The following is a 20977-nucleotide window of genomic DNA, read 5'->3' on the forward strand; positions in this document are numbered from 1 at the left end:
AAGGCCCCCCGGGGCCCGAACATGCGGCACCCGCCCGATGCTCCGGCACCCCCTGGGCGAGGAAGGTGAAGGCATCGCGAAAAGCGATACCGACACCGACGCCGCACCCCAGGGAGCACCCCGTGTTCGTCTACGAACTCCACCGCGCCGAGCACGCCGAACTCGTCCGCGAGGCCGCCGCCCAGCGCCTCGGCCGGGAGGCCGCCCGCGCCGCCCGGGGCCGCCGGACCGCCGGCCGGGAATCCGAACGGGAGGCGAGTACCGGGAAGGACCGCTACGCCACCACCGCGTGACCCCCACATGACAAGCGCACCGGCCGCCTGTGCGATGCTCGGCGCCGTGGAGACCAGGTCCGTCAGCCCCGTCTTCGTCGGCCGCGCCGGCGAACTCACCGCCCTCACCGAGGCGCTCTCCCGCGCGACCGCGGGAGAGCCCCAGGCGCTCCTCGTCGGCGGCGAGGCGGGGGTCGGCAAGACCCGGCTGGTCGAGGAGTTCCTCGACGCGGCCCGCGCCGCCGGGGCCGTCGTCGCCCTCGGCGGCTGCGTCGAGCTCGGCGCCGACGGCCTCCCCTTCGCCCCCTTCGCGACCGCCCTGCGCACCCTCCGCCGCGTCCTCCCCGCCGAACTCGCCGCCGCCGCCGACGGCCAGGAGGGCGAACTCGCCCGGCTGCTGCCCGAACTCGGCGACCCCGGCGGCCCCGACCCCTCCGACGAGGACGCCACCGCCCGCCTCTTCGAACTCACCGTCCGCCTCCTCGAACGGCTCGCCGCCGACCGCACCCTCGTCCTCGTCCTGGAGGACCTGCACTGGGCCGACGCCTCCACCCGCCACCTCCTCACCTACCTCCTGCGCACCCTCCACCGGGGCCGCGTCGTGGTCGTCGCCACCTACCGCGCCGACGACATCCACCGCCGCCACCCGCTCCGCCCCCTCCTCGCCGAACTCGACCGGATGCGCACCATCCGCCGCATCGAGCTCGCCCGCTTCACCCGCGCCGAGGTGCACCGCCAGCTCACCGGCATCCTCGCCGCCGACCCCGGGCCCGCCCTCGCCGAGGAGATCTTCGAGCGCTCCGACGGCAACGCCTTCTTCGTCGAGGAACTCGCCGCCTCCCGCAGCTGCCGCGAAGGCACCGGCCCCCTCAGTGACTCCCTCCGCGACCTCCTCCTGGTCCGCGTCGAGACCCTCCCCGAGGACGCCCAGCGGGTCGCCCGGATCGTCGCCGAGGGCGGCTCCACCGTCGAGTACGGGCTCCTCGCCGCCACCGCCCGGCTCACCGAGGACGACCTCATCGAGGCCCTGCGCGCCGCCGTCGGCGCCAACATCCTCCTCGCCGTCCCCGACGGCGACGGCTACCGCTTCCGCCACTCCCTGGTCCGTGAGGCCGTCAGCGACGACCTGCTGCCCGGCGAACGCTCCCGCCTCAACCGCCGCTACGCCGAGGCCCTCGAAGCCGACCCCGGCCTCGTCCGCCCCGACGAGCGGGCCACCCGCCTCGCCACGTACTGGTACCACGCCCACGACCCGGCCAAGGCGCTGCCCGCCGTCCTCGACGCCGCCGTCGCCACCCGCAAGCGCCACGCCCACGCCGAACGGCTCCGCCTCCTGGAGCGGGCCATGGAACTCTGGGACGAGGCCCCCGCCGAGGTCCGCGCCGCCCTCCGCCCCGTCGACTACGCCGAGTCCTACCCGCCCTGCGGCTGCGACCCGGACACCACCCCGCTCAGCCGCCTCGACCTGCTCGCCGAGGCCGCCGTCGCCGCCCGCCTCTGCGGCGAACGCGAACGCGCCCTCAAGATCGGCAAGATGGCCCTCCGGCTGCTCGACGACGAAGAAGAGCACGACCCCCTGCGCGCCGCCTGGTTCTGGACCGAGCAGGCCCGCCTCCAGTCCACCCTGGGCCGCGGCGACGGCTGGGCCGAGATCGCCCGCGCCCAGGAACTCGTCAAGGGCCTCCCGCCGTCCGCCGTGCACGCCGTCGTCCTCGCCGGCGCCGCCGGCTGGGGCATGCTCCGCAACCCCGGACCCGACTCCCTCGCCGCCGCCGAACGCGCCGTCGAGTACGCCCGCCTGGTCCGCGCCGAAGCCACCGAGCTCAACGCCCGCCTCACCCTCGGCACCATCATGGTCGCCGCGGGCGAACGCGACGCGGGCCTCGCCGAGATGCACGCCGTACGCGAACGGACCACCGCCCTCGGCCACTTCCACGAGGCCGCCCGCGCCCACATCAACATCGTCTCCGCCCTCGAATCCCTCGGCCGCTCCGCCGAGGCCGTCGCCCTCGCCGACGCCGGCATCGAACTGGCCCGCACCCGCGGCCTCGTCGACTCCACCGCCTGGCTCCGCGGGAACAAGGCCGAGTCCCTCCAGTCCCTCGGCCGCTGGGACGAGGCCCGCGCCGAGGCCGAACGCCTCCTCGCCTCCGCCACCAGCACCAAGCCCCGCGGCTCCGCCCACCTCCGGCTCGCCCAGATCGCCGCCGACCGCGGCGAGACCGCCACCGCCGCCCGCCACCTCGCCGAGGCCGCCGCCGTCTACGGCAGCCGCGACCCCATCCCGCAGTACACCCTGCCCCTGGCCGCCACCGCGGTCGCCCTCGCCGCCGCCGGGGGCCGCCTCGCCGAGGTCCGGGACCGGATCGCCACCGCCGCCGGCACCGGCTTCCCGCCCGGCACCCACCGCTACGGCTGGCCCCTCGTCCTCGCCGCCGCCACCGCCGAGGCCGACGCCCGGGGCCTGCCCGCCGCCGAGGACGGCCGCGCCGACGCCCTCGCCGCGCTCCGCCGCTGCGTCCGCGCCCTCGCCACCCCCGCGCCCGTCTGGGCCGCCCACGCGGTCCAGGTCGCCGAGGAGCTCGCCCGCGCCGAGGACCGCGAGACCTCCGCCCGCTGGGCCGAGGCCGTCGAGGCGTGGACCCCGCTCGACCGGCCCCACCAGCTGGCCCGCGCCCGCCACCGGCTCGCCGACGTCCTGCTGGCCGAGGGGGGCCGCCGGGAGGAGGCCGCCGCCCTGCTGCGGCAGGCCCACGCCGTCGCCACCGCCCTCGGCGCCCGCCCGCTGAGCGAGGACACCGAACTCCTCGCCGCCCGCGCCCGGCTCTCCCTCACCGCCGGGGACGCCCCCGGCGCCCCGGCGCGGCCCGGCGACGGCTTCGGCCTCACCCCGCGCGAGCGGGACGTGCTGGCCCTGGTCGCGGCCGGCCGCAGCAACCGGCAGATCGCCGGGGAACTCTTCATCTCACCGAAGACCGCCAGCGTCCACGTCTCGAACATCCTTGCCAAGCTCGGCGTCTCCGGCCGGGGCGAAGCCGCCGCCCTGGCCCACCGCCTCCACCTCCTCACCACCCCCGACTGACCCCGCGCCCCCGCCCGCCGCCGAGCCGGGTGCCGCGCCCGCGTCCGTCCCCGGCTCCGCGCCCGCCCCCGTACCCCTGCCCGGCTCCGTGCCAGGGACCGCCCCCGGCTCCGCGCCCGAACCCGGCACCCGTATCGTCACGCGGCCCGAGGAGAGGTCTATCGGGCCGCGCGACGGGTCGGCGTCGCCCGCGTCCTCGCGGGTCAGGGCCAGGCGCCGCCGCTCCTCCTCGGCGTGCCGGCGCCCCGGCGCGAAGAACTCGTCCAGTCCACCGAACACGCCCACTCCTCACGTCACCTCCAGCCGGAGGATCCTGTCGTCGCCGGGGCCGGGCGTGCCCCGGCCGTCGGTCTCGCTCGTCGTCAGCCACAGCCGCCCGTCCCCGTCCGCGAGGACCGTCCGCAGCCGCCCGTACTCCCCGTGCAGGAACGCCTCCGGCTCCCCGGACCGCTCCGCGCCCGCCAGGCCGATCCGCCACAGCCGCTCGCCGCGCAGCCCCGCCATCCAGATCGCGCCCCGCGCGTACGCGATCCCGCTCGGCGAGGCGTCCGAGGTCGGCCACTGCGCCACCGGGTCCGTGAAGCCCGCGCGCCCCGCCGTCCCCTCGACCACCGGCCAGCCGTAGTTCCGCCCCGGCGCGATCAGGTTCAGCTCGTCCCACGTGTCCTGCCCGAACTCGGCGGCCCACAGCCGCCCGTCCGCGTCCCACGCGAGCCCCTGCACGTTCCGGTGCCCATAGGAGTAGACGACCGAGCCGGGGAAGGGATTCCCGGGCGCGGGCCTTCCGTCCGGCGTCATCCGCAGGATCTTCCCGCCCAGCGACGCCCGGTCCTGCGCGAGCCCCGTCTCGCCGGTCTCGCCGGTCCCCGCGTACAGCATCCCGTCCGGGCCGAAGGCGATCCGCCCGCCGTCGTGGATCCTGCCCCTGGGGATGCCGGTGAGCACGGGCTCCGGCGCCCCGAGCCGGTCCCCGGCCCCGCCGCCGTACCGCATCCGCACGATCCGGTTGTCCGTGCCCGAGGTGAGGTACGCGTACACCCACCCCTCCCGCACCGCCAGGCCCAGCAGCCCGCCCTCGCCGCCCGGCACCACCCCCGGCACCTCGCCCAGCGGGGTCTTCGCACCGCCCTCCCCGGCCACCCGGGTGACCGTCCGCCCGTCCCGCGAGGAGACCAGCAGGTCGCCGCCGGGCAGCGCGGCCAGCCCCCAGGGCGAGTCGAGCCCCTCGGCCAGCGTCCCGGCCACCGCCACCCGCCCCTTCCCGGCGGAGGCGGAGGAACCGGCGGGGGAGGAGGACGGAGCCCCGGAGGCGGGACGCCCTCCGTCACCCCCGCCGCCCCCGGAACAGCCCACCGCGCACATCAGCGCGACGACACCCGACAGGGCCTTCAGCACCACAGGACGGTTCACGGGACGGACCCCTTCGGCGGTACGACGCTACGACGGTTCGGCGGTACGAGCGGTCATCCCGCCCTTGATACACCGCCCGCCTCCCCCGCGGCAGGGGGCGGGCCTGTGGCCTGTCCCGCGAAGATCCACCGGACAGGGACTAGTCCCAGGACCCCCGGGCCGCCGGCAGCGCCTCGATCTCCGCCAGGTCCTTCGGGGTCAGCCGCAGGCCGGCCGCCCCGGCGTTCTCCACCGCCCACCGGGCCCGCTTCGTGCCCGGCACCGGCACCACGTGCCGGCCCTGCGCCAGCACCCAGGCCAGCGCCACCTGCGCCGCCGTGACCTCCGCGCCGTGCCGCGCGGCCACCCGCCGCAGCCCGGCCACCAGCGGCTGGTTGGCCGCCATCATCTCGGCGGTGAAGCGCGGGTGCCGGGCCCGCGGGTCGTCCGGCTCGAAGCCGCCGCCCGGCGTCAGCGTCCCGGTCAGGAAACCGCTGCCCAGCGGCATCGCCGCCAGCACCCCGATCCCGCGCGCCGCGCACCACGGCAGCAGCCGCTCCCGCGCCTCCGGCGCCCACACCGACAGCTCGGCCTGGACCGCCGCGACCGGGAACACCTGCTGCACCCGGGACAGCTGACGGATCGTTCCCTCATACAGGTCACCGGCGGGCGCGCGCCGGCCGCGCCGCACCCCGACCGCGCTCAGCCCGAGCGCCCGCACCTTGCCCGCCGCCACCAGCCCCGCCAGCGCCCCCCAGGTCTCCTCCACCGGGACCTCCGGGTCCGCGCGGTGCAGCAGGTACAGGTCGATGACGTCCGTCTGGAGCCGCCGCAGCGAGGCGTCGCAGGCCCGGCGCACGTACGCCGGCCTGCCGTTGGCGACCACGTGCCCGTCGCCGACGAGCAGTCCGCACTTCGTCGACACGAAGACGTCCGCCCGACGCTCCTTCACCACCCGCCCCAGCAGCAGCTCGTTGGTGAACGGGCCGTACATGTCGGCGGTGTCGAGCAGGCTCACCCCGGCGTCGAGCGCCGCGTGCGCGGCCCGCAGCGACCGGTCGCCCCGCTGCTCCGAACGGCTGTAGGCCCAGTGCATCGGCATGCAGCCGAGCCCCACCGCCCCCACGTCGAGCGCCGCCGCCCCGATAGTCCTGCGCTCCACGTGCCGCCACCCCTCCTTGTGCCACCCCCAAAGTAACCAATGGCGTGCGGGATTCTTCGCATAGCCTCCCGGTCATGAGACTCGCACCCACCACCGCTGACGTGTGGCTTCCGATCCCGGCCGACGAGATCGACGGCCTGCCCGACCCGGGCGCGTCGGGTCTGGACTACCGCTTCTGGGACGGCGGCCCCGACTTCCCGGCCGATCCCGCCCGTTGCGCCTTCTACGTCGTCCCGTACATGAAGGGCTCCGCGGTCGCGGTCCGGCCGCTCGCCGCGATGACCTCGCTGCGCGTCGTCCAGACCCTCTCCGCCGGCATCGACCACGTCGTCCCCGGCCTCGGCGCGCTCGCCCCCGGCGTCTCGGTCTGCAACGCCAAGGGCGTCCACGAGGCCAGCACCGCCGAACTCACGCTCGCCCTGATCCTGGCCTCGCTGCGGGGCATCCCGCGCTTCGTGCGCGGCCAGGACGCCGAGGAGTGGCGGGACGGCTTCTATCCGGCGCTCGCCGACAAGTCCGTCCTCATCGTCGGGTACGGATCGATCGGCGCGGCCATCGAGGACCGGCTCGCACCCTTCGAGTGCGCGCGGGTGGCACGCGTCGCACGCTCCGCGCGCACCACCGCCCGCGGCCCCGTGCACGCGCTCGCCGACCTGCCCGCCCTCCTGCCCGAGGCGGACGTGGTGGTCCTCTCCACCCCGCTCACCCCCGAGACCCGGCACCTGGCCGACGCGGGCTTCCTCGCCCGGATGAAGGACGGCGCCCTGCTCGTCAACGTCGCCCGGGGCCCGGTGGTGGACACCGAGGCGCTGCTCAAGGAGGTGGAGAGCGGACGGATCACGGCGGCGCTCGACGTCACCGACCCCGAACCGCTGCCGGCCGGGCACCCGTTGTGGCATGCTCCCGGCGTCCTCGTCACCCCGCACGTGGGCGGCTCCACCTCCGCCTTCATGCCGCGGGCGAAGCGGCTGATCGCGGCGCAGGTCGCGCGCTTCGCGGCGGGGGAGGACCTGGTCAACGTCCTGCGCGTCACCTGATCCCCGGCCGCCGGCGCACCCCGGCGCACACCCCCGACAGTCACGCAGAGTGGTCTGCCCCTGTCCCTGAGTGACGGTCCTGGTGTATCGTCCGGGATCGGGGGACTGCGTCGTGTACGGGCTGACGCTGGGGAGCGAAGTGACGGGACATCAGATTCCGAGGGGGGTGACGGGTGGAGCACGACCGACGGACCAGCGGCCGGCACGCCCGCGCCTCGCTGCCGGACTCGCGCGTTCGGTGCCGGACCAGGCCGCACCGCACCGCGCGGAATGCCTGGACGGGGCGCCGCACGCCGGTGCCGAGGGGCCGCCCCGCGCCCAGGCCCCCTGCCCCACCTGCGCCCCGCCACCACAGCCGCCCGACCCGGCCCCCGAGCCCCCGGCCCCCGGCCCCCGCGCCCTCGACGGAACGCCGACCTCCGTCGAGGGCCGGGACGCCCCCCTGCCCGCCCCGCCCCGCTCCTCCCTGGCGCACGCCTTCGGCGGCCCGGACGGGGAGGCGGGCGGCTTCGGGCACGGCGAGGGGCGGGGCCCCGGCATGAGCGCGACCGGCGCGACCGCCGTCCTGTCCCGCGCGCCCCGGCAGCCCGGCCCGCCCGGCCCCGAGCGGCCCGCGCCCGCCCCGGAACGGCCCGGCGGCGGCTGGGCCTCCTCGCTCGTCGCGCAGGTCGCCCTCGGCCTCGTCTGCGCCGGCTACACCACCGGCGCCTCCCTTGGCTGGGGCTCCCCGAGGCTCGCCTTCTTCATGGGCGACTTCGGACTGAGCGCCGCCGCGCTCGCCGCCGCCGTCTCCTGCTTCCTCTACGCCAGGACCGAGCGCGGCACCCGCCCCGCCTGGCTCCTCTTCGCCTTCTCCTCGCTGATGGCCGCCGCCGGGAACGGCGTCTGGGGCTGGTACGAGGTCGTGCTCGACCGCAAGGTCCCCGAGTCCTCCGCCGCCGACCTGTTCTTCTTACTCTTCGCCCCGCCCGCCATCGTCGGCCTGCTCGTCCTCGCCAAGAAGCCCGTCACCCGGGCCGGCTGGGTCTGCCTCGGGCTCGACGCCTGGCTGATCGCCGGCTCGCTGCTCACGCTCTCCTGGAGCCTCGCCCTCGCCCACACCGCCCACTTCCAGGGCGAGTCCGTGGCCCAGGCCGCGCTGTCGCTGGCGTACCCGCTGCTCGACATCGTGCTCGTCAGCATGGTGCTCGCGCTGCACTTCCGGCGCTCCCCGGCCAACCGCTCGGCCGTCAACACCGCCATCGCCGCGCTCGCCCTGACCGTGCTGTGCGACGCCCTGTTCACCTCGCCGCTGCTGCGCGCCAACTACGTCTCCGGCCAGCTGCTCGACGCCGGCTGGTTCGCCGGCTCCCTGCTGCTCGCCTACGCCCCCTGGGGCGTCCGCCGGCTCCCGGAGACCGCCCCGGCGCGGGCCCACCCCCCGCACAGCCGGCCCGTCGCCGGCTCGCTCGCCGCCCTCACCCCGTACCTCGCCGCCGCCGTCTGCACCCTCGGCATCCTGTACAACGTGGTCGAGGGCCGCCGGGTCGACCGCGTCGTCGTCCTCACCTGCTGCGCCGTCGTCCTCGCCCTCGTCGTGCGCCAGGGCATCATGCTCATCGACAACATCGCCCTCACCCACGAACTGGCCCAGAAGGAGAGCCACTTCCGGTCCCTCGTGCAGAGCTCCAGCGACGTCATCATGATCGCCGCGCCGAACGGCGTGCTGCGGTACGTGAGCCCCGCCGCCAGCGGGGTGTACGGGCGGGACGCCGAGGAGCTGACCGGCACCGAACTGGCCGCGCTCATCCACCCCGAGGACCTCGGCGCCGTCGTCCACGAGGTCCGCCGCTTCCTCGCCGCCTCGCCCGCCGAGGAGCCCACCACCCGCTTCGAGTGCCGCTTCCGCTCGGGCGGCGGCGACTGGCTCAACGTCGAGTCCACCGTCAACCGGCACCACGGCGGCCTCATCCTCAACAGCCGCGACGTGACCGAACGGGTCCGCCTCCAGGCCCAGCTCCAGCACAACGCCGAGCACGACCCGCTCACCGAACTGCCCAACCGCGCGCTGTTCACCCGCCGCGTCGGCCAGGCCCTCGGCGGCCGCCGCTCCTCCGACGCCGGCACCGCCGTCCTCTTCATCGACCTCGACGGCTTCAAGGCCGTCAACGACCGGCTGGGCCACCAGGCCGGCGACGACCTCCTCGTGCAGGCCGCCCGCCGCCTCCAGGAGGCCGTACGGACCGGGGACACCGCGGCCCGGCTCGGCGGCGACGAGTTCGCCGCCCTCATCCTCGGCGACGGCCTGCGCGACCGGGCCGCCCGCGAGACCCAGGTGCGGGAGATCGCCGACCGGCTCCGGCTCACCCTCTCCCGCCCCTACCGCGTCGACGGCGGCACCGAGGTGCGGGTCGCCGCCTCCATCGGCGTCGCCTTCGCCGACCCCGGCACCGGCGCCGGGGAACTGCTGCGCAACGCCGACCTCGCCATGTACCGGGCCAAGGCCGGCGGCAAGAACCGGGTCGAGCTGTACGCCCCCCAGATGCAGGCCGAGATTGCCCGCCGCACCGAACTCGCCGCCCGGCTCCGCAGCGCCCTCCACGACGGCGAGTTCGCCCTCCTGCACCAGCCCGTCGTGGACCTCGCCACCGGCCGGATCTCCGCCGTCAGCGCGCAGGCCCGCTGGCGCTCCGCCCAGGGCATCCTCTTCACCCCCGCCGAGTACCTGCGGGCCGCCGACGACGGCGAGCGCACCGCCGACCTGCACCGCTGGCTCCTGGAGGAAGCCGTCGAGCAGGCCGCCGAGCGGGCCGGCACCGGCCACCGCGCACCGGTCTCCGTCCGGCTCCCGGCCCGCCTCCTGATCGACCGCTCGCTGCCCCCCGGCTCCGTCGAGGCCCTCCTCGCCCGGCACCGGCTGCCGTCCGGCTCGCTCGTCCTCGAACTGGCCGACAGCGACCACCGCATCCCGCTCGACGAGCTGGAGCAGCGCCTGGTGGCGCTCCGCCGCCTCGGCGTCCGGATCGCCCTCGACGGCTTCGGCAGCGGACACGTGGCGGTGCACGCCCTGCGGCGGCTCCCCGTCGACATGCTGAAACTGGACCGGGGCCTCGTCGAGGGCGTGGTCGAGTCCGCCCGCCTCCGCAAGATCACCGGCGGGGTGCTCCGCATCGCGGGCGAACTGGGCCTCCGGACCGTCGCCGAGGGCGTCGACGTCCCCGAACAGGCGCTCGCCCTGCGCGCCCTGGGCTGCGGGCACGCCCAGGGCCTCGCCTTCACCGGCCCGCTCGACGAGTACCGGCTCCGCCGGGCCCTCGTCCGGGACGCGTACCCGCTGCCCGGGACGGTCTCCGTGCCCGCCGCCGGAGGGGCCGGAAGGACCAGGGGACCGTCACCCGATCCGCTCACATGATGAGACGGCCGTCCCACCCACTTGACAGTGCGGAGGGCGGGAGGAGAGGGTCAGTGCCATGCGCACCCGAATTCTCGTACTTGGACAGCGCGTCGGCTGAAGCCGGGCCAATGAAGGCCGGCTGAGAACCACCCGACGCGCTCCCCTCGCTTGCCTCACGGCACGAGGGGTTTTTTGTTGCACGGGTTCTCTCGAAAATCGACGCAAAACCCCCTTAAACACCTCGCAAAAACCCTCTGCTTCGAGAAGAGATGCTGATGACCGAGCAGGCCACCGGGCACCATCCGCAGCCGCGGCCCCGCAGCGGCGCGACGCCCGCCCCCACCGTCGAGCACGTCACGGGCGCGCAGTCCCTCATCCGCTCTCTCGAAGAGGTGGGCGCGGACACCGTCTTCGGCATTCCGGGCGGCTGCATCCTCCCCGCGTACGACCCGATGATGGACAGCGAGAAGGTCCGCCACATCCTGGTCCGCCACGAGCAGGGGGCCGGCCACGCCGCCACCGGGTACGCGCAGGCCACCGGCAAGGTCGGCGTCTGCATGGCGACCTCGGGTCCCGGCGCGACCAACCTCGTCACCCCGATCGCCGACGCCCACATGGACTCCGTCCCGCTGGTCGCGATCACCGGCCAGGTCGCCTCCAAGGCGATCGGCACCGACGCCTTCCAGGAGGCGGACATCGTCGGCATCACCATGCCGATCACCAAGCACAACTTCCTGGTCACCAGGGCCGAGGACATCGCGCGGACCATCGCCGAGGCCTTCCACATCGCCTCCACCGGCCGCCCCGGCCCGGTCCTGGTCGACATCGCCAAGGACGCCCTCCAGGCGAAGACCACCTTCTCCTGGCCGCCGCAGGCCGACCTGCCCGGCTACCGCCCGGTGACCAAGCCGCACGCCAAGCAGATCCGCGAGGCCGCCAAGCTCATCACCGCCGCCAGGCGCCCGGTGCTGTACGTCGGCGGCGGCGTCATCAAGGCCGGCGCCACCGCTGAGCTGAAGGTCCTCGCCGAGCTGACCGGCGCCCCCGTCACGACCACCCTGATGGCCCTGGGCGCCTTCCCCGACAGCCACCCGCAGCACGTCGGCATGCCCGGCATGCACGGCGCCGTCACGGCCGTCACCGCGCTCCAGAAGGCCGACCTGATCGTCGCCCTCGGCGCCCGCTTCGACGACCGCGTCACCGGCAAGCTGGACAGCTTCGCCCCGTACGCCAAGATCGTCCACGCGGACATCGACCCGGCCGAGATCGGCAAGAACCGCGCCGCCGACGTCCCGATCGTCGGCGACGCCCGCGAGGTCATCGCCGACCTGGTCCAGGCCGTCCAGGCCGAGCACACCGAGGGCCACCGGGGCGACTACAGCGCCTGGTGGTCCGACCTGAACCGCTGGCGCGAGACCTACCCGCTCGGCTACGACCTGCCGGAGGACGGCAGCCTCTCGCCGCAGCAGGTCATCCAGCGCATCGGGCAGCTCGCCCCCGAGGGCACGATCTTCACCGCGGGCGTCGGCCAGCACCAGATGTGGGCCGCCCACTTCATCGACTACGAGAAGCCCGCCACCTGGCTGAACTCCGGCGGCGCCGGCACCATGGGCTACGCCGTCCCGGCCGCCATGGGCGCCAAGGCCGGCATGCCGGACCGCCCGGTCTGGGCGATCGACGGCGACGGCTGCTTCCAGATGACCAACCAGGAACTGGTCACCTGCGCCCTGAACAACATCCCGATCAAGGTCGCCATCATCAACAACGGCGCCCTCGGCATGGTCCGCCAGTGGCAGGCGCTGTTCTACAACCAGCGCTACTCCAACACCGTCCTGCACTCCGGCCCGGACGACGTCAACCCGCAGGCCAGGGGCACCCGCGTCCCGGACTTCGTGAAGCTCTCCGAGGCCATGGGCTGCGTCGCCCTGCGCTGCGAGGACCCCGCCGACCTGGACAAGGTCATCGCCGAGGCCAACGCCATCAACGACCGGCCGGTCGTCGTCGACTTCATCGTCCACGAGGACGCCCAGGTGTGGCCGATGGTCGCCGCCGGCACCTCCAACGACGAGGTCATGGCCGCGCGGGGCGTCCGCCCCGACTTCGGCGACGGCGAAGACGACTGAGCGCGCAGCGAGACCAAGGGAAGAGACCAGACATGTCCACCAAGCACACGCTCTCCGTCCTCGTCGAGAACACGCCCGGCATCCTCGCCCGGATCGCCGCCCTGTTCTCCCGCCGCGGCTTCAACATCGACTCCCTCGCCGTCGGCGTCACCGAGCACCCCGACATCAGCCGCATCACCATCGTGGTCGGCGTCGAGGACCTGCCCCTGGAGCAGGTCACCAAGCAGCTCAACAAGCTGGTCAACGTCCTGAAGATCGTCGAACTCGAGCCCGGCGCCGCGATCCAGCGCGAGCTCGTCCTGGTGAAGGTCCGCGCCGACAACGAGACCCGCTCCCAGATCGTCGAGATCGTCAAGCTCTTCCGCGCCAAGACCGTCGACGTCTCGCCCGAGGCGGTCACGATCGAGGCCACCGGTTCGGGCGACAAGCTGGACGCCATGCTCAAGATGCTGGAGCAGTTCGGCATCAAGGAGCTCGTCCAGTCGGGCACCATCGCCATAGGGCGTGGCGCCCGGTCCATCACGGACCGGTCCCTGCGGGCACTCGACCGCAGCGCGTGACGCCCCCGGGCCGCGCCGGGCGGTGACCGCTGGTTCCATCCGGCGGTCCGCCTGGCGAGACCCCCCGTCCTTCCTCCCGCACCCCGCCGTACGGTGGGACGCAACACCAGCACCTCAAGGAGATACCCAGTGGCCGAGCTGTTCTACGACGACGACGCCGACCTCTCGATCATCCAGGGCCGCAAGGTCGCGGTGATCGGTTACGGCAGCCAGGGCCACGCCCACGCGCTGTCGCTGCGCGACTCGGGTGTCGACGTCCGCGTCGGTCTGCACGAGGGTTCCAAGTCCAAGGCCAAGGCCGAGGAGCAGGGCCTGCGCGTGGTCACCCCCGCCGAGGCCGCCGCCGAGGCCGACCTCATCATGATCCTGATCCCGGACCCGATCCAGGCCAAGGTCTACGAGGAGTCCATCGCCCCGCACCTGAAGGACGGCGACGCGCTGTTCTTCGCCCACGGCTTCAACGTCCGCTTCGGCTTCATCCAGCCGCCGGCCGGCGTCGACGTCGCCCTGGTCGCCCCGAAGGGCCCGGGCCACCTGGTCCGCCGCCAGTACGAGGAGGGCCGCGGCGTCCCCGCGATCGCCGCGGTCGAGCAGGACGCCACGGGCAACGCCTTCGCGCTCGCCCTGTCCTACGCCAAGGCGATCGGCGGCACCCGCGCCGGCGTCATCAAGACGACCTTCACCGAGGAGACCGAGACCGACCTCTTCGGCGAGCAGGCCGTCCTCTGCGGTGGCGCCTCCGCCCTGGTCAAGGCCGGCTTCGAGACCCTGGTCGAGGCCGGTTACCAGCCGGAGATCGCGTACTTCGAGTGCCTCCACGAGCTGAAGCTCATCGTCGACCTCATGTACGAGGGCGGCCTGGAGAAGATGCGCTGGTCCGTCTCCGAGACCGCCGAGTGGGGCGACTACATCACCGGCCCGCGCGTCATCACCGCCGACACCAAGGCGGAGATGAAGAAGGTCCTCACGGAGATCCAGGACGGCACCTTCGCCAAGAACTGGATGGACGAGTACCACGGCGGTCTGAAGAAGTACAACGAGTACAAGTCCCAGGACGAGAAGCACCTCCTGGAGACCACCGGCAAGGAGCTGCGCAAGCTCATGAGCTGGGTCAACGACGAGGAGGCGTAAGCCTTCCGGCGCGGGGCCGGACGCACCGTCCGGCCCCGCGTCCCCTCCTTGGACACCCCGTCCAACCACGGACGGGTGATCCTTCCACCGAGGCGTACGGCACGCGCCGACGCGGCACTACACTGCTCAACAACATCGCGTCTGGCCCACAGCGTCGTGCGCTTCCACGCGGCAAGCCCCCTCCACCGCCTGCGGCCGTCGGGACGGCCGTCCGCACTGCCACTGTGAGGACTCACGTGAGCTCGAAACCTGTCGTACTCATCGCTGAAGAGCTGTCGCCCGCCACCGTCGACGCCCTGGGCCCGGACTTCGAGATCCGGCACTGCAACGGCGCCGACCGCGCCGAACTGCTCCCCGCGATCGCCGACGTCGACGCCATCCTCATCCGGTCCGCCACCAAGGTCGACGCGGAGGCCATCGCCGCCGCGAAGAAGCTGCGGGTCGTCGCCCGCGCCGGTGTCGGCCTGGACAACGTGGACGTCTCCGCCGCCACCAAGGCCGGCGTGATGGTCGTGAACGCCCCGACCTCCAACATCGTCACGGCCGCCGAGCTCGCGTGCGGTCTGCTGGTCGCCACCGCGCGCAACATCCCGCAGGCCAACACCGCGCTGAAGAACGGCGAGTGGAAGCGCTCGAAGTACACCGGCGTCGAGCTGAGCGAGAAGACCCTCGGCGTCGTCGGCCTCGGGCGCATCGGCGTCCTCGTCGCCCAGCGCATGTCCGCCTTCGGCATGAAGATCGTCGCGTACGACCCCTACGTGCAGCCGGCCCGCGCCGCCCAGATGGGGGTGAAGCTGCTGGCCCTGGACGAGCTCCTGGAGGTCGCCGACTTCATCACCGTCCACCTGCCGAAGACCCCGGAGACCCTCGGCCTCATCGGCGACGAGGCGCTGCGCAAGGTCAAGCCGAGCGTCCGCATCGTCAACGCCGCCCGCGGCGGGATCGTCGACGAGGCCGCGCTGTTCTCCGCCATCAAGGAGGGCCGGGTCGCCGGCGCCGGCCTCGACGTGTACGCGAAGGAGCCCTGCACGGACTCCCCGCTGTTCGAGCTGGACCAGGTCGTCTGCACCCCGCACCTCGGCGCCTCCACCGACGAGGCCCAGGAGAAGGCCGGCATCGCCGTCGCCAGGTCGGTGCGCCTCGCGCTCGCCGGCGAGCTGGTGCCGGACGCGGTCAACGTCCAGGGCGGCGTCATCGCCGAGGACGTGAAGCCGGGTCTGCCGCTCGCCGAGAAGCTCGGCCGGATCTTCACCGCCCTCGCGGGCGAGGTCGCGGCCCGCCTCGACGTCGAGGTGTACGGCGAGATCACCCAGCACGACGTCAAGGTGCTCGAACTCTCCGCGCTCAAGGGCGTCTTCGAGGACGTGGTCGACGAGACCGTGTCGTACGTGAACGCCCCGCTGTTCGCGCAGGAGCGCGGTGTCGAGGTCCGCCTCACCACCAGCTCCGAGTCGCCCGACCACCGCAACGTGGTCACCGTGCGCGGCACCCTCGCGGGCGGCGAGGAGGTGTCGGTCTCCGGCACCCTGGCCGGTCCCAAGCACCTCCAGAAGATCGTCGCCGTCGGCGACTACGACGTGGACCTCGCGCTCGCCGACCACATGGTCGTGCTGCGCTACGAGGACCGTCCCGGCGTCGTGGGCACCGTCGGCAAGCTGCTCGGCGAGGCCGGTCTGAACATCGCGGGCATGCAGGTCTCCCGCACCGAGGAGGGCGGCGAGGCCCTCGTCGTCCTCACCGTCGACGACACCGTCCCGGCGGCCGTCCTGGCGGAGATCTCCGCGGAGATCGGCGCCGCCTCGGCCCGCTCGGTCAACCTGGTCTGACCCGCCCGGCGGTACGGGGCCACGGGCGGGAGCCCGCTCAGGAAGAACGCCCGGCCGGATCCTTCCGGCCGGGCGTTTTGCCCGTTCCCGTCCGTGCGTGCCGGCGGCTAGGCCCTGTCCCGCGGAGATCCGCCGGACAGGGCCTAAGGCCGCTCGGGACCGGGCGCGCCGGCGGCGTGGACCTGGCGGACGAAGCGCCGCTGCCACGGCACCTCCACCGCGCGGGGGTGGTAGTTCCGCCGCACCCAGGTGACCGCTTCCCTGGGATCCATGCCCTCGAAGACGCAGAGCGCCGAGAGCCCCGTGCCGGTCCGGCCGATGCCGCCCCCGCAGCAGATCTCCACGCGCTCGTCCGCGGCCCGGTCGTAGGCGATGCGGAGCGTGCGCATCGCCTCCACCGGGTCGGCGGGGAGCCAGAAGTCGCGCCAGGGGACCCACAGGGACTCCCACGGCGACGCGGGCGGCTCGTGGTCCGTCAGGTACACGGATAACGTGGGAGTCTGCCCCTCAGGAAGGCCGTTTCTGAGGCCGCGTCCCCGAAACGTCCGGCCCGAGGGCAGCGTCACCGTCTTGGGCGTGTCGGCGTTCCACATTTCGATCATGATGAGTTCCGTTTCGATCGGTTTCGCAAGATCGAGGTATCCGCCATGGCGATCATTCCCAGGGGGATCTGGGGGAGGACCTGCTGAGCATGGAGGACCAAGGCAAATGCTAGACCTTCGGCCTGCCCGAGGGTGCCCGCCGTGGCGCCCAGCACGGCCGCCTCGAAGGTGCCCAACTGGCCCGGCAGGGTCGGCAGGACGTTGGAGACCTCGACGGACAGCAGGACCACCACCAGGACCGCCACCGACAGGGGGAGGCCCAGGGACCTGGCGACGGCCGCCGCCGCGATGAAGTCCAGCGCCCGGGTGGCGACAGCGGCAGCCCCCACCTCCGCGAAGACGCGCGGACGCCGCACCGGCCCGAGCGCCGTGCGCGCGTCGAACACGACCTTGCGCAGCCGGCCCTCCCGGGCGGGCGCGGCAGGGGCGCGCGAGACCCGCACGACCAGGACTGTCTCCACCGCCAGCACGGCCGCGTACAGCCAGGCGACGGTCACCGCCCAGCCCGGCACGCCGCTCCCCGGCCGCCAGACGAACACCAGGAAGGGCACCAGGCCCAGACTGGAGAAGTACTTGCGGACCAGCATGAGCGTGACGGTCACCGTCCGGGTGACGCCTTCGCGCAGCAGATAGCCGATCCGGACGAACTCGCCCATTCCCTCCGGGCTGACAGCAGCCGCCGCCTGGGCGGCGAACTCGATCCGCACCAGGAGGGGGAACCGGATCCGGGGCGCGGTGAGCATCGCGTTCCAGCCCATGGCACGGGTCGTCTGGGAGGCCGTGTTGGCCAGCGCCGCCAGGAGCAGCCAGCGCCAGTCGGCGGCCTTCAGCGCCGCCCCCAGACGGCTCAGGTCCATGCCCCACAGGGTGACCGTCAGGCTGACGCCGACCGCCACGAACAACAGCGCACGGATCACCCGGTCCCGCGTGCGGTGGTCCTTCGGCGGGGACCCGGTCGAGGTCACGGCCGGCTCCGCGACCGCACGGTGCCCGTGTCGCCGTCCACGGTCACCGTGTCCCCGGTCCCGATCCGCGAGGTCCCGGTCCGCACGCCCATCACCGCCGGGATGCCGTACTCGCGCGCCACCACCGAGCCGTGGGACAGCGCACCCCCGACGTCGGCCACCACGGCCCCGGCCCGGGTCAGCAGCGGCGCCCACGCCGGGGTCACCTGGCGGACGACGAGGACCTCGCCCGGCTCCAGCGCGTCCGCGTCCGCGACCTCGTGGATCACCCGGGCGCGGCCCGTGTAGCTCCCCGGGCTCACCGCCGACCCGCTCAGCCCGTCGCCCTCGCCGTTCCCCCGCTCGGTTCCGAACAGCGCCAGCGAGGTGATGTCGGATCCGAAGAGCGTGATCCGCGCGTCGGCGGGGACCACGTCGGGCGGATCGAGCCGCCGCTGCCACCGGCGCCGCAGCCGGCGCTCGCGCACCAGCTCCCGCCACCGCGCGTCGCCCGCGCCGGCGCTCACCCAGTCGCTCAGCTCCCTCCCGGTCAGATAGAACACGTCCTCGTCGGCGTCGAGCAGGCCGGCGAGGACCAGCCGGCGGCCGAGTTCGAGGTAACCGGCCCGCATGAACGGCCAGCCGAGCGTGAAGTGGTGCAGGGCCTCGTCCCGTACGCCGCTCCAGTGGTTCGCCCACCGGTGCACCCCGCGCCGCAGCGGGCCCAGGGGGCCGCCCCCGAGCCGGGGCGCCGGGGCGCCGCCGGGGCCCGGTGCCGGGGAGCCGGGCGCGCCGTCGGCGCGGCGGCCGGCGATCACCGAGCGGAGCATCGAGGGATCGTCGGCCGCGGTGGGTTCGGCCGGATCGAGGCTGTACACCAGGTGGCCGAAGCGGTGCAGGTACTCCCGCAGCAGCCGCTCCTCGTCCTCCTCGGGGGCCGAGGCGATCCGCTCCAGAGCACGGTCGGCCTGGTGGGCGAGCCGGTCCTCGCCCACCAGGAGGGAGCCGGGCGTGAGTCCGGCCGTGCGCCGGCCGCCGCGCGCCAGGACCGCCCCCAGCAGCCACTCGGTGGTGTTCCAGTGCCAGGCGAGGCCGCCGATCACCGCCCAGTAGCGGGCACTCAGGTCCTCGACCGCCCGGACCCGGCGGAGCACCTCGGCGGACGTGAGCTCGTCGAGCGGTGCGTCCCGCGCGTGCTCCAGGCCCGCCCGGAGCGCCGGCAGCACGTCGTTCCGCCAGAGCCGCTCCACCGGCGAGAGGTGGAAGGCCAGCCACCGTGCGGTGAGGCGCAGGGTGCGCAGCGGATACCGGGAGAGGGGGAAGTCGAAGCGCAGATAGGCGAATCCGTTCACGGTCCCGTGCATGGGCTCGGGTATGAGCGGGCTGCGCGCGCGCAGCCCGCGCGGACCTCCCCAGTTCGTCGCCCACCGGTCGATGAGCGCGGGGAAGAGCGTGGTGGCGAAGAGGGGGGAGAGCGGATCGGACAGCCACGAGTCGCAGATGCTCATCCGGGCCCATCGGGCCCCGGGGACCTCGCTCGCCCAGTCGCCGAACCGCGTCGGCGGCGGGACGGCCGCGGTGATCGGGCGGGCCTGCAGCAGGTGCAGCCCGGTGGCGTCCAGCGCCCATTCGATGTCCTGCGGGCCGCCCAGCGCCCGCTCCACGGCCAGCGCCGTGCGCACCAGGGAACGGAGGGGCCCCTCGTCGTCGTCCGTCCCGCCCATCCGCTCCCCGAACACGGTGCTGAACACGGGTGCGTGCGGTTCCCTCCGGGAGAACGCCGCCCGGTCCGGCTCCACGGTCCCGTCCACGAGCTGATCGCCGAGCCCCTCGACCGCCTCCACGAGCACCAGGTGGTCGTCGTCCGCGACGGGCGCCTCCGCGGTGAACAGCACCCCGGCCCAGGTGGGGGCCACCATCGCCTGGACCACGACGGCCATCGCGGGCGCCTGCCCGGTGAGGCCGATCCGGTTCCGGTAGACCGCGGAGGCGGCGGAGTGCCGGGACCGCTGGCAGCGGCCGACGGCGGCCAGCAGCTCGTCGAAGGTGCGGACGCCGAGCACGCTCTCGTACTGGCCGGCGGCGCTGCCCGCCGCACCGTCCTCGTCGGTGGCCGACGACCGCACGGCGACGCCGTGCGGGGAGGGCAGGGCTTCCCAGTACGCCTTCACCCGGGCGACCGCGTCACGGCGCAGCCCCGACCCGCCGGCGTCCTCCCCGCCTTTCCCGGTCTTCCCGTCTTCCCCGTCTTCCGCCAGGCCCGCCGTCGCGGTGAAGGCGTCCACCGGAAGGCAGAACCCCGGCGGTACGGGAAATCCCGCCGCCACCAGTCGGCCCAGTCCCCTGGCCTTGCCCCCGACCCGTTCGACGGGCAGTTCCGCGGCCTCGGCCAGGCTCACGACATCCTCAGCCATGCTCTGCGGCCTCCACCCACTGCTGATAGAAACGTCGGAATCGCCGTACGGCCTCGTCACCGGGCACGTAGATGCCGTGCCGGTCGCCCGGCAGCAAGGTGTCGAAGACCGGCAGGTCCTGGCGGGCGGCCACCCGCACCTCCGCCCGGTGGACGAGCGCGCGCAGCCACCCCACGGCTCCCGCCCCGTCGGGATCGACGACGGCGTTGATGTGCTGGACGCTGTGGTGCTCCCCGATCGGGGTGACGGCCAGGACCATGCGGTACAGGCGCCGGCCGTCCGCGGAGTACTCGATCTCCTGGCAGCTCGCCCAGCCGCGCGTCCGCAGGGTGAACTCGCGCGCGTTGAGCCCGAACGCGTTCGACACGGTGCCGAGCACGCCCCGGTACGCGGGCCAGGTCAGGGTCGCGTCGCAGCGGGGTTCCGGTGTGCCGTCCCCCGCCCCGTCGCCGGCCGTTCCCCCGTCCGGTTCCCGGAACACGACCCGGGCCTCCCCGGCCACCGTCAGCCCGTGCAGGGCCACCAGGTGGTCGGGATCGTAGGTGTTCTCCAGGATCCTCCGGGTGGTGGCCCGGGTCGGGTCGGCCAGCCGGAACCTCCGGACGCCGGGAATCCGGCGCGAGGTGAGGTCCGGGAGGTCCGGCGGTTCGTGGCGGGGCGTCCCGCCGCCGTACCACGCCCACACGTACCCCGAGCATTCGCGGGTGGGCAGCGCGGTGACGGCGGCCCGTGTCGGAGGCCGCCGTCCGGGTACAAAGACGCAGGCCCCGGACTCGTCGAACCGCCAGCGGTGGAAGGGGCATTCGAGCGTGCCGTCGACCACCTTGCCGCCGTGCAGGGCGGCCCCCGCGTGCGGGCAGACCGCGCCGTGCACGTGGGCGCGGCCGTCGGCGCCGCGCCAGCCCACGTAGGACCCGCCGAAGAGGGTGATCCGCCGGGGTCGCCGGCCCAGCTCCTCGGAGGGCAGGGCGACGTACCAGCCCGCGGCGAGGTGGGTGACCGGCCTCGCCACCGCCGCGAGCCGATCGGATGTCCTGCGTCTCATCGCGCCTCCTTCCGCCC

At 74.2% G+C, this 20977-nt stretch carries 15 protein-coding genes; 8 read left to right on the forward strand and 7 right to left on the reverse strand.

Going from position 1 to position 20977, the window contains the following annotated elements; genetic code table 11:
- Positions 1 to 122 precede the first annotated feature (122 nt).
- Both IE219_RS08415 and IE219_RS08420 read left to right on the forward strand, forming a co-directional pair.
- The gene (locus IE219_RS08415; RefSeq protein WP_189975927.1) at positions 123 to 293 is read left to right on the forward strand and encodes a hypothetical protein; all 171 of its coding nucleotides are present in this window, start codon (positions 123 to 125) and stop codon (positions 291 to 293) included.
- Between the two features lie 34 nt (positions 294 to 327).
- Positions 328 to 3354 carry a helix-turn-helix transcriptional regulator gene (locus tag IE219_RS08420; RefSeq protein ID WP_189975988.1) on the forward strand — a complete coding sequence of 1009 codons (3027 nt, stop codon included), beginning with the start codon at positions 328 to 330 and terminating at the stop codon, positions 3352 to 3354.
- Here IE219_RS08420 and IE219_RS31630 read toward each other — a convergent pair.
- From IE219_RS31630 to IE219_RS08430, 3 genes are all read right to left on the reverse strand, one after another.
- Positions 3238 to 3639, reverse strand: a complete 402-nt coding sequence (locus IE219_RS31630; RefSeq protein WP_308434014.1) for a DUF6191 domain-containing protein — start codon at positions 3637 to 3639, stop codon at positions 3238 to 3240. The two genes, IE219_RS08420 and IE219_RS31630, sit on opposite strands and share 117 nt — an antisense overlap.
- 3 nt (positions 3640 to 3642) lie before the next feature.
- Positions 3643 to 4764, reverse strand: coding sequence for a PQQ-dependent sugar dehydrogenase (locus tag IE219_RS08425; RefSeq protein ID WP_229849650.1), 1122 nt, complete (start codon positions 4762 to 4764; stop codon positions 3643 to 3645).
- A gap of 139 nt (positions 4765 to 4903) precedes the next feature.
- Complete coding sequence (locus IE219_RS08430) at positions 4904 to 5905, reverse strand: aldo/keto reductase (protein ID WP_189975928.1); 1002 nt, start codon at positions 5903 to 5905, stop codon at positions 4904 to 4906.
- 74 nt (positions 5906 to 5979) lie between these two features.
- On the opposite strand from IE219_RS08430, the gene IE219_RS08435 reads away from it, so the two are divergent.
- The 6 genes from IE219_RS08435 to serA all read left to right on the forward strand — a co-directional run bounded on the left by IE219_RS08435 (position 5980) and on the right by serA (position 15955).
- Entirely contained in the window at positions 5980 to 6942 is a 963-nt protein-coding gene (locus IE219_RS08435; protein ID WP_189975929.1) for a 2-hydroxyacid dehydrogenase, read from the forward strand.
- A gap of 538 nt (positions 6943 to 7480) precedes the next feature.
- On the forward strand, positions 7481 to 10333 hold the full coding sequence (locus tag IE219_RS08440) for a putative bifunctional diguanylate cyclase/phosphodiesterase (protein ID WP_189975990.1): 2853 nt from the start codon (positions 7481 to 7483) through the stop codon (positions 10331 to 10333).
- A 257-nt stretch (positions 10334 to 10590) separates the two neighbouring features.
- A complete protein-coding gene (locus IE219_RS08445) occupies positions 10591 to 12438 on the forward strand; it encodes an acetolactate synthase large subunit (RefSeq protein WP_189975930.1) in 1848 nt (615 codons plus the stop codon).
- A gap of 32 nt (positions 12439 to 12470) precedes the next feature.
- A complete protein-coding gene (gene ilvN / locus IE219_RS08450; RefSeq protein WP_189975931.1) occupies positions 12471 to 12998 on the forward strand; it encodes an acetolactate synthase small subunit in 528 nt (175 codons plus the stop codon).
- 129 nt (positions 12999 to 13127) lie between these two features.
- Positions 13128 to 14129: a ketol-acid reductoisomerase gene (ilvC, locus tag IE219_RS08455; RefSeq protein WP_189975932.1), complete on the forward strand. Its 1002-nt coding sequence runs from the start codon at positions 13128 to 13130 to the stop codon at positions 14127 to 14129.
- Positions 14130 to 14365: 236 nt separating this feature from the next.
- Positions 14366 to 15955, forward strand: a complete 1590-nt coding sequence (gene serA, locus IE219_RS08460) for a phosphoglycerate dehydrogenase (protein ID WP_189975933.1) — start codon at positions 14366 to 14368, stop codon at positions 15953 to 15955.
- Between the two features lie 143 nt (positions 15956 to 16098).
- Here the strand turns inward: serA and IE219_RS08465 are convergent, their stop codons facing one another.
- Genes IE219_RS08465 through IE219_RS08480 form a run of 4 tightly spaced genes read right to left on the reverse strand, consistent with a single transcriptional unit; the run spans position 16099 to position 20960 of the window.
- Positions 16099 to 16557, reverse strand: coding sequence for a protein-tyrosine phosphatase family protein (locus tag IE219_RS08465; RefSeq protein WP_189975934.1), 459 nt, complete (start codon positions 16555 to 16557; stop codon positions 16099 to 16101).
- Entirely contained in the window at positions 16554 to 17522 is a 969-nt protein-coding gene (locus tag IE219_RS08470; protein WP_189975935.1) for a lysylphosphatidylglycerol synthase transmembrane domain-containing protein, read from the reverse strand. The genes IE219_RS08465 and IE219_RS08470 overlap by 4 nt, the downstream gene beginning before the upstream one ends.
- Positions 17519 to 19915, reverse strand: a complete 2397-nt coding sequence (locus tag IE219_RS08475) for a PEP/pyruvate-binding domain-containing protein (protein WP_189975936.1) — start codon at positions 19913 to 19915, stop codon at positions 17519 to 17521. Before IE219_RS08475 ends, IE219_RS08470 begins: the two co-directional genes overlap by 4 nt.
- Positions 19908 to 20960, reverse strand: a complete 1053-nt coding sequence (locus tag IE219_RS08480) for a Rieske 2Fe-2S domain-containing protein (protein ID WP_189975937.1) — start codon at positions 20958 to 20960, stop codon at positions 19908 to 19910. Before IE219_RS08480 ends, IE219_RS08475 begins: the two co-directional genes overlap by 8 nt.
- Positions 20961 to 20977 lie beyond the last annotated feature (17 nt).

Origin of the sequence: Streptomyces termitum, from assembly GCF_014650175.1 — a bacterium.
Lineage (GTDB): Bacteria > Actinomycetota > Actinomycetes > Streptomycetales > Streptomycetaceae > Streptomyces > Streptomyces termitum.